7 protein-coding genes and 2 tRNA genes are annotated in these 9,111 nt (G+C 73.9%); 8 read left to right on the top strand and 1 reads right to left on the bottom strand.

Annotated features, from left to right (window positions below; all coding sequences use genetic code 11):
• Positions 1–18: 18 nt before the first annotated feature.
• Positions 19–1,260: a hydrolase gene (locus ABZ641_RS02080; RefSeq protein ID WP_344621426.1), complete on the bottom strand. Its 1,242-nt coding sequence runs from the start codon at positions 1,258–1,260 to the stop codon at positions 19–21.
• A gap of 231 nt (positions 1,261–1,491) precedes the next feature.
• Here ABZ641_RS02080 and ABZ641_RS02085 point away from each other — a divergent pair.
• The 8 genes from ABZ641_RS02085 to ABZ641_RS02120 all read left to right on the top strand — a co-directional run.
• A tRNA-Thr gene (locus ABZ641_RS02085) sits at positions 1,492–1,564 on the top strand.
• 42 nt (positions 1,565–1,606) lie between these two features.
• Positions 1,607–1,679 (top strand) — tRNA-Met (locus ABZ641_RS02090).
• An 84-nt stretch (positions 1,680–1,763) separates the two neighbouring features.
• Complete coding sequence (rpmG, locus tag ABZ641_RS02095; protein WP_004571794.1) at positions 1,764–1,928, top strand: 50S ribosomal protein L33; 165 nt, start codon at positions 1,764–1,766, stop codon at positions 1,926–1,928.
• 92 nt (positions 1,929–2,020) lie between these two features.
• Positions 2,021–2,479, top strand: a complete 459-nt coding sequence (locus ABZ641_RS02100; RefSeq protein ID WP_344621427.1) for a MaoC family dehydratase N-terminal domain-containing protein — start codon at positions 2,021–2,023, stop codon at positions 2,477–2,479.
• A gap of 5 nt (positions 2,480–2,484) precedes the next feature.
• Positions 2,485–2,907, top strand: a complete 423-nt coding sequence (locus tag ABZ641_RS02105) for a MaoC family dehydratase (RefSeq protein ID WP_030263677.1) — start codon at positions 2,485–2,487, stop codon at positions 2,905–2,907.
• 757 nt (positions 2,908–3,664) lie between these two features.
• Positions 3,665–3,937 (top strand): acyl carrier protein, encoded by a 273-nt coding sequence (locus tag ABZ641_RS02110; protein WP_234443387.1) that lies wholly within the window; start codon positions 3,665–3,667, stop codon positions 3,935–3,937.
• A complete protein-coding gene (locus ABZ641_RS02115) occupies positions 3,921–4,817 on the top strand; it encodes an alpha/beta fold hydrolase (RefSeq protein WP_344621430.1) in 897 nt (298 codons plus the stop codon). The genes ABZ641_RS02110 and ABZ641_RS02115 overlap by 17 nt, the downstream gene beginning before the upstream one ends.
• Before the next feature lie 79 nt (positions 4,818–4,896).
• Positions 4,897–9,111 (top strand): beta-ketoacyl synthase N-terminal-like domain-containing protein (locus ABZ641_RS02120; RefSeq protein ID WP_359978465.1); only part of this gene is annotated, 4,215 nt, incomplete at its 3' end.

The raw sequence follows: 9,111 nt of genomic DNA on the forward strand, positions 1-9,111 counted from the left end.
GCGTCCGGCTCCGGCGGGTCAGTCCTCCGGGAGGGGCTGCCGGGGCAGGGCCAGGGCCACGGTGTCGGCGAACTCCCGGACGGCGCTGGTGCGGGACACCACCCGGCCGCGGTGCACCACCAGCCGGCTGTGCCCGCCCGCCAGCACCCCGGCCAGGTCGTCGCCGCGCACCGCCAGCAGCTCGGCCGGGAAACCCGCGTCCACCCGGACGGGCGGCAGCCCCAGCACGGCCCGCGCCCGGCCGGCGACCGCGTCGTACGCGTCCTCCGGGCCGAGCGCCCCCGAGGACGCCAGCAGGAAGGCGGCCTCCAGCGGATCGGCCCGCCCGACCGGCGCCGCGAGATCGCGCAGCGCCCCGCTGCCCGCCGCCAGAGGCACCCGGGCCTGCGTCAACTCGCGCACCACGGAGGGCCGCAGACCGCCGGGAGGGCGCTCGCCGCCGGCGCAGCCGCCGGACTGCGGCAGGCAGACCACCCGGACGCCCGCGCTCGCCAGCACGGTGGACGCGCCCGGGGCCAGCGCGTCGCACGGACCCAGTGTCACCCTCGGCCGGAGCGGCGCCAGCACACCCGTCATCCGGGCGAGCCGGCCCGGGTCGGCGCCCGAACAGTGCAGGTCGACGGGGAGGTCCGCCTCGCGGGCGGCCTCCAGCAGCACCTGCACGTACCCGACCGGGTCGGGGTCGGCCTCCGGGCAACCGCCCACCGCCGCGGCGCCCAGTCGGAGCGCCTCGCGCAGCTGCGCCCGGCCGTCCGCGCCGGCCCGGCCGGTGAGCAGCCGGGGCATGGCGACCGCCTGGAGGTCGGTCAGGCCGCGCAGCGCCTGCGCCGCGGTCAGCACCGCCTCCAGCCGGCCGAGCCCGTGCACGTCGCCGATCCGGACGTGGGTGCGCTGGGCGGTGGCGCCGTAGGCGAGTGCGGTGAGCGCGGCCTCGGTGACCCGGCGGACGAGCTCCGGCGGGCCGTCCGGCGGCGGGCCGGGCAGCGCCGCGGAGAAGGCGGTGTCGTAGTGGGCGTGCGGCTCGGCCGGGGCGGGCAGCAGCAGGTAGCCGGTGAGGTCGATCCGCGTCCCGCCGCTGCCGTCCGCCGCCCCTGAGGCCGGCGGCAGCGGACCGAGGCCGCCCGGGGTGCCCACCGCCAGGATGCGCTCGCCGGCGATCCGGACGTCCACCACCCGGCCGTCGGCGAGCCGGGCGCCGGTGAGCAGCAGGACGGGCTCCCGGCCGGGCGGCCCGTCGGCGGGTGCGTCTGCCCCGGTCATCGGCGCTCCTCCGGATCCTGTCGGCCGCGGCCTGCCGGTCGAGCCTAGGACGCAGGCGCACGGTCGCCGCGGAGGCGGGCGAAAGTCGTATCGGTCGGGCCGCCGGGATGCGCGGAGCCTCGAACGGCCGCACGGCCTGCGGGTGTCCGTGCGGCCCGCCCCACCTGGGATCTTCCGTGTCGGATACGGATTTCACCTCTGGCCCGGAACCGTGTAATCTCTTCCTCGTTCGCCCCTATAGCTCAGTCGGTAGAGCGTCTCCATGGTAAGGAGAAGGTCTGCGGTTCGATTCCGCATGGGGGCTCTGGTGAAAGGCCCTCCGCTCCGGCGGGAGGTCGCTCATCAAAGCGGTGTAGCTCAGTTGGTAGAGCAAGCGGCTCATAATCGCTGTGTCACCGGTTCAAGTCCGGTCACCGCTACCCCGCGTAGTCGATCGGGGGGTCATCCTCCCGATCGGCTACACTTGTCTGTGTTCTTATTCGTTGTCCCAGGAAGGCACTCCCGTGGCTGCCACCGACGTCCGCCCGAAGATCACGCTGGCCTGCGTGGAGTGCAAGGAGCGGAACTACATCACCAAGAAGAACCGGCGCAACGACCCGGACCGTCTTGAGATGAAGAAGCACTGCCCGCGTTGCAACGCCCACACGGCGCACCGCGAGACCCGCTGACTTTGCCTCGACTCCAGGCCGCTCCCCCTCGTGGGGCGCGGCCTGGAGTCATTTCTGCATGTCTGCATGACGGTTGATCAGAGGAGTTGCCCATGCCGCTCGACCCCTCCTTCATCGGGCGGACCTACCCGCCCACCGCGCCGTACGAGGTCGGCCGGGAGAAGATCCGCGAGTTCGCCGTCGCCGTCGGCGACGCCAATCCCGCGTACACCGACCCGGAGGCCGCCAAGGCGTTCGGCCACCCGGACGTGATCGCGCCGCCGACCTTCCCGTTCGTCATCACCTACGCCGCCGCCGCGCAGGTCGTCACCGACCCGGAACTCGGCCTGGACTACAGCCGGGTGGTGCACGGCGACCAGAAGTTCGCGTACACCCGCCCGGTGCGGGCCGGTGACCGGCTGACCGTCACCGTGACGATCGACTCGATCAAGTCGCTGGCCGGCAACGACGTGCTCTCGGTGCGCGGCGAGGTCAACGACGAGTCCGGCGAGCACGTGGTGACGTCGGTCATGACCCTGGTCGCTCGTGCGGCCGATGAGGCGGGGGAGTGAACCCGATGGCGATCAGCTTCGACGAGGTCGAGGTCGGCACCGAGCTGCCGGCGCAGTCCTTCCCGGTGACGCGCGCCACGCTGGTGCAGTACGCGGGCGCCTCCGGCGACTTCAACCCGATCCACTGGAACGAGAAGTTCGCGCTGGAGGTCGGCCTGCCGGACGTCATCGCGCACGGCATGTTCACCATGGCCGAGGCGGTCCGCGTCGTCACCGACTGGGTCGGCGACCCGGCCGCGGTGGTCGAGTACGGCGTGCGGTTCACCAAGCCGGTGCCGGTGCCGAACGACGGCGTCGGCGCGGTGATCGAGGTGTCCGGCAAGGTCGCGGCGCTGCTGGACGGCCGCCGGGTGCGCGTCGACCTGCTGGCGACCAGCGGCGGCCAGAAGGTGCTCGGCATGTCCCGAGCCGTGGTGCAGCTGGGCTGAGAAGGTGTCGGAGGGGCGGGCCTGCCGGGCGGCGGGCCCGCCCTTCGTCGTTCGCCGCCGCGGGAGTCCGGGCCGAGGGCCGTCGCCCGGCGGCCGTTTCCCCTGCCGGTCCGCGGGCATGGCGTCCTCGATCCCCCTCCGTGCGGTGGTCGGCGCACGGCCGCGGGGTCGCCGCGGCGCGCTGACGTGACCATAGCCAGGCGCCGGAGCGGCCTGCAAGGTGTCGTTGAACTCTGGACCATGCCGGCGGCGCCGGCCGCCCGGGCCGCCGCCGCCCGCCGACCGGACGCGGCAAGGCGCGTGCGTATTCGAAGCACGAGTCGGACGGCGCATCAATTTTCTTTTTTCGGGACGAGTTTCGACGGGATATTCCGTCCGGTCAGTACATTTCTTTGGCGTTGCAACCGCGTTGATTTACGCGGAGTTGGTTGCATGCGCGAATGTCACTCGCGTACGGTCCTGACCCGGGACGCGGCGGAACTGCCCGCTGTGCGCCCACCGTCACCGCTCACCCACTGAACGATCGTCCGCCGTACCGGAGTTGTCGCAGGCCGCGGCCTGTCCGGCGCCGGTCGCGGCCGGTCGAACCATCGTGTGAAGAGCCCGGATTCCGTGTCTGCCGCGCGCTGCGAGCGCGTGATTCGGGCTGCCTTCCCGCAGTCTCGGCTTTGCCGCCGATTTACCTGCGGGTGGCTATCGGAAATGTTCCGACCGGACGAAATCACCGTACCCTGGGGAAGGATCGACCGTGCCTGTCGTGACCGCCGTTGAGGCCCAGCAGTGGCTGATCGAGAAGATCGCCCACCGGCTCTCAGTGCCCTCGGAGGACGTTCCGCCGGAGACGTACTTCGACGAGCTCGACCTCGACTCGACCGAGGCGCTCATCCTCGCCGGGGAGATGGAGAACTGGCTCGGCTTCGAACTCGGGACCACCACCCTCTGGTACCACCCGAGCATCAAGGACCTGGCCGAGTACATCGCGGAGGAGTCCGCCGCACGCGCCGGGGAGAACCATGCGGCCTCGGCGTGACGCCGGCCCCGCCGTCGTCCACCGGCTGGCCGAGGCCGGCGACGGCCTCGGCACGGTCTTCCTCGTCCACCCCGGCGCACTCGCCGCCGGCGTCCACCGCACCCTCGCCGAAGCCCTGCCGCCCGGCACCGGACTGACCGTCCTCGACCTGTCCGGGCACCCCGCCTACTGGGAGGCCGCACTCACCGGCGGTCGCGCCGACACCACCGTCGAGGAGCTCGCCGACCGCATCGGCGACGAACTCGACGCCCTCGACGGCGGCGGGCCGCGGACCCTGGCCGGCTGGTCCTTCGGCGGTGTGGTCGCCCAGGCCCTGGTCGAACGGATGCCGGCCGGGCGCCGGCCCGACCGGCTCGTCCTGCTCGACAGCATCGCGCCCACCCCCGAGTACCAGCAGCCCGACGACGCCCTCGAACCGCCGCTGCTGCTCGGCTGGTTCGCCATGTACCTGGGCGCCAAGCGCGGCCGACCGGTCGACGTCGACCCGCAACTGCTCGCCGGCGGCGGCACCGAGGACGGCCTGCGCCACGTCCTCGCCGCCGCCGCGGCCGGCGGCGCCCTGCCCGCCGACACCGCACCGGCCGGCCTGCGCAAGCTCTACGACACCTACGTGGACGGGCTGTTGCGCAACAACCGGCTCACCGCCCCCTACACCGCCCGGCCCTCCTCCGTCCCGCTGGTGCTCGTCACCGCCGAACGCAGCCTGCTGCCCGGCGACCGCACCCTCGGCTGGGGGCCGCTCGCCCCGCACGGGCTGGAGGTCCACCGCAGCCCCGGCGACCACTACACCATGCTCAGCCGGCCGGACGCCGCCGCCGTGATCGCGCGCCTGGTCCGCCCCGCCGCCCCCGCGCGGCTCGCACCCGCAACGAAGGTCTGACGCAGGCCCGTCCGTACGGGCCCGGCCGCCCGCAAGCCCAGGCCGGCGCCCGGCCCTCCGAGTTCGAGAGAGCCCTGCCGTGAACACCTCGAAGCCCACCAGCCCCCTGCCCGACGCGGAACTCGGCCGCCGGCTCGCGGACGAGCCGATCGCCATCGTCGGCCTCTCCGCGCTCTTCCCCAAGTCCCGCGACCTGCGGGAGTTCTGGGGCAACGTGATGTCCGCCGCCGACTGCATCGAGGACGTGCCGAGCACCCACTGGGACGTCTCCGAGCACTACGACCCGGACCCGTCCGTGCCCGACAAGACGTACGCCAGACGGGGCGGCTTCATGCCCACCGTCCCGTTCAACCCGATGGAGTTCGGGCTGCCGCCGACCACCCTGGAGGTCACCGACGTCCTCCAGCTGCTCAGCCTCGTCGTCGCCCGCGACGTGCTGCGCGACGCCGGCGCCGACCGCCCCTGGTACCGGCCCGACCGCACCGGCGTGGTGCTCGGCGTCACCGGCGCCAACCAGCTCACCCAGCCGCTCTCCGCCCGGCTGCAGACCCCCGTGCTCAAGGAGGTCGTCCGCAGCTGCGGCCTCAGCGAGCGCGACGCCGAGGAGATCGCCGAGAAGTTCAAGCTCGCCTTCGCCCCCTGGGAGGAGAACTCCTTCCCCGGCATGCTCGGCAACGTCGTCGCCGGCCGGATCGCCAACCGGCTCGACCTCGGCGGCACCAACATGACCATCGACGCCGCCTGCGCCAGCTCGCTCGCCGCCACCAAGGCCGCCGTCAGCGAACTGCTGGAGCACCGCGCCGACACGATGATCGCCGGCGGCTGCGACGCCGAGAACACGATCTTCATGTACCTCTGCTTCAGCAAGACCCCCGCCTTCTCCAAGGCCGGCCGGATCCGCCCCTTCGACAAGGACGCCGACGGCACCCTGATCGGCGAGGGCATCGGCATGTTCGCGCTGCGCCGCCTCGCCGATGCCGAACGCGACGGCAACGAGGTCTACGCCGTCATCCGCGGCATCGGCTCCTCCAGCGACGGCCGCTTCAAGTCCATCTACGCCCCGCGCAAGGAGGGCCAGATGGTCGCCCTGCGCCGCGCGTACGAGGACGCCCGCTGCACCCCCGACAGCGTCGAGCTCTTCGAGGCGCACGGCACCGGCACCGCCGTCGGCGACGCCACCGAGCTCTCCGCCCTCGCCGCCGTCGTCGCCGACGCCACCGGGGAGCGGCAGTACGCCGCGGTCGGCAGCGTGAAGTCCCAGATCGGCCACACCAAGGCCGCCGCCGGCGCCGCCGGCATGATCAAGCTGGCGCTCGCCCTGCACCACAAGGTGCTCCCGCCCACCATCAACGTCGACGAGCCCAACCCCGCGATCGACTTCACCGCCGGCCCGTTCTACGTCAACACCGAGAGCCGGCCCTGGATCAAGGACCCGCGGCGCACCGACCGCCGCGCCGCCATCTCCTCCTTCGGCTTCGGCGGCACCAACTTCCACTTCGTGCTCCAGGAGCACGGCGACGGCGAGGACCTCAAGGTGATGTTCCCCGTCGCCCGGGTCCACCTCTGGCACGCCGCCGACCCGGCCGCCCTCGGCGCGCAGCTCGCCGACGGCGCCCCCGCCGCCGAGGGCCCCGCCCCCGCCGACCACGCCCGGCTCGCCCTCGCCGCCCGCGACGACACCGAACTCGCCGAGCTGCGCGCCCTCGCCGCCGCCGAGCTGCGCGCCAAGCCCGACGCCGCCGACTGGGCCCACCCCCGCGGACTCTGGTACCGCCGCCGCGCCGCCGACCACGGCAAGGTCGGCGCCCTCTACGCCGGCCAGGGCAGCCAGTACGTCAACCCCGGCCACCGCGCCGTCCTCGCCCTGCCGCCGCTGCGCGCCGCCTTCGACCGCGCCAACCGCGAGTTCGACGGCGCCGAACTGCTCTCCCGGGTGGCCTTCCCGCCGCCCGCCTTCTCCACCGCGGCCCGCACCGCCCAGGAGGAGTCGCTGCGCCGCACCGCGTACGCGCAGCCCGCGATCGGCGCGCTCGCCGCCGGCCAGTACCGCTACCTCGGCGAACTCGGCTTCGCCGCGGACGGCCACCTCGGCCACAGCTTCGGCGAGCTGACCGCCCTCTGGGCGGCCGGCGCCCTCACCGACGACGCCTACTTCGCCCTCGCCCGGGCCCGCGGCGCCGCCATGGCCCCGCCCACCGACCCCGGCTTCGACGCCGGCGCGATGGCCGCCGTCAGCGCCCCCGAGGCGAAGGTCGCCGAACTGCTCGCCGACCACCCCGAACTGGTGGTGTGCAACCGCAACGCCGCCGACCAGATCGTCGTCGGCGGCCCGACCGCCGCGGTGGAACGGCTGGTCGCCTCGGCGGCCGGAGCCGGGCTGCGGATCTCCCGGCTGCCGGTCTCCGCCGCCTTCCACACCCCCTTCGTCGGCCACGCCGTCGAGGCCTTCCGCGCCGCCGTCGACCGGGTGGAGGTCCGCCCGCCGCTGCGGCCCGTGTACGCCAACACCCCCGGCGGCCGCTACGGCGACGACCCCGCGGCCAACGCCGCCCTGCTCGCCGAACAGCTGATCAACCCGGTGCACTTCGCCGACCGGGTCGAGGAGATGTACGCGGCCGGATTCCGCACCTTCGTCGAGTTCGGCCCCAAGGGCGTCCTCACCCAGCTGGTCGCCCGCATCCTCGGCGACCGCCCGCACCACGCCGTCCGGCTGGACGGCGGACCGGGCGCCGACGCCGACCTCGCCCTCAAGCGGGCCGTCGCCCAACTCGCCGTCCTCGGAATCCCGTTGTCCGTCGCCGACCGTTACGCCGCGGCCGCGCCGGAGGCACTCCCGAGCAAGGGCATGACGGTGCCGCTGAACGGCATCAACCACGTCTCGGACGCCCGCAAGGCCGCCTACCGCGAGGCCCTGGAGAACGGCTACCGGGTCACCCCGGCGGCCGTACCGGCGGTGCCCGCGCCGGTCGTGGAGCCCGTGGCCCCCGCTCCGGCGGCGGTTGCCCCGCCCGCACCCGCACCGGTCCCCGTGCCGCCGCCCGCCGCCGTACCGCCGGAGCCCGCACCCGTCCCCCTCCCCGCGAGGAACGCCGTCCAGGAGAACGCACCCGTGGACCACGACCACGCCGCCGCCGCGGCACCCGACCGACTGCCCGAGCTGATCGCCGACCACCTCGCACTCCACGACGACTACCTCAACGGCCAGCTGCAGAGCGCCCAGCGGCTCGCCGGACTGCTGGAGAACGCCGCCGGGCAGGGCCGGGTCGACGAGGTGCTCGCCGGCGTCACCGCCGTCAAGGAGCACGGCCTCGCCATCGGCCGCACCCACCTGCGGGCCAACGAGATCCTCCGCGACCTCGCCGCCCTGGAGCTCGGCGGTGCACCGGCCGCGCCCGCCCAGCCGCAGGCTGCCGCCGCGGCGCCGCCGGTGGCCGTCCCCGCACTGCCGGCCGCCGCCCCGGTCGCCGAGTTCGTGCCGGTGGCCGCCGAGCCGCTGCCCGCCGCCGAAGCCCCGGTCGCACCGGCCCTGCCGCCGGCCCCGGTTCCGGCCCCCGCGCCCGCACCGGTGGCGCCGGCGGCTCCGGCACCGTCGGTGAGTGCCTCCGAGGTGTCGGCCGCGCTGTTGGAGGTGGTGGCGCAGAAGACCGGGTACCCGGCGGAGATGCTCGAACTGGGCATGGACGTGGAGGCGGATCTGGGGATCGACTCGATCAAGCGGGTCGAGATCCTGGGTGTGCTCTCGGAGCGGTTCCCGAGTGAGGTGCCGGTGGGTCCGGAGCAGTTGGGTGAGCTGCGGACGCTGGGCCAGATCGTGGACTTCATGGTGGGGGTCGCGGGTGCGGCGCCTGCCGCTGCGGCCCCGGCTGCTGCTGCTCCGGCTTTCGGTGCCTCCGAGGTGTCGGCCGCGTTGCTGGAGGTGGTGGCGCAGAAGACCGGGTACCCGGCGGAGATGCTCGAACTGGGCATGGACGTGGAGGCGGATCTGGGGATCGACTCGATCAAGCGGGTCGAGATCCTGGGTGTGCTCTCGGAGCGGTTCCCGAGTGAGGTGCCGGTGGGTCCGGAGCAGTTGGGTGAGCTGCGGACGCTGGGCCAGATCGTGGACTTCATGGTGGGGGTCGCGGGTGCGGCGCCTGCCGCTGCGGCCCCGGCTGCTGCTGCTCCGGCTTTCGGTGCCTCCGAGGTGTCGGCCGCGCTGTTGGAGGTGGTGGCGCAGAAGACCGGGTACCCGGCGGAGATGCTCGAACTGGGCATGGACGTGGAGGCGGATCTGGGGATCGACTCGATCAAGCGG

It is taken from the genome of Kitasatospora sp. NPDC007106, assembly GCF_040634455.1.
In the GTDB taxonomy this organism is placed as follows: Bacteria; Actinomycetota; Actinomycetes; order Streptomycetales; family Streptomycetaceae; genus Kitasatospora; species Kitasatospora arboriphila.

Bases quoted from the DNA above. Each gene is read 5' to 3' on its own strand.
- ABZ641_RS02080 (WP_344621426.1), bottom strand. From the start codon at position 1,260: ATGACCGGGGCAGACGCACCCGCCGACGGGCCGCCCGGCCGGGAGCCC.
- ABZ641_RS02105 (WP_030263677.1), top strand. From the start codon at position 2,485: ATGGCGATCAGCTTCGACGAGGTCGAGGTCGGCACCGAGCTGCCGGCG.
- ABZ641_RS02100 (WP_344621427.1), top strand. From the start codon at position 2,021: ATGCCGCTCGACCCCTCCTTCATCGGGCGGACCTACCCGCCCACCGCG.
- ABZ641_RS02115 (WP_344621430.1), top strand. From the start codon at position 3,921: ATGCGGCCTCGGCGTGACGCCGGCCCCGCCGTCGTCCACCGGCTGGCC.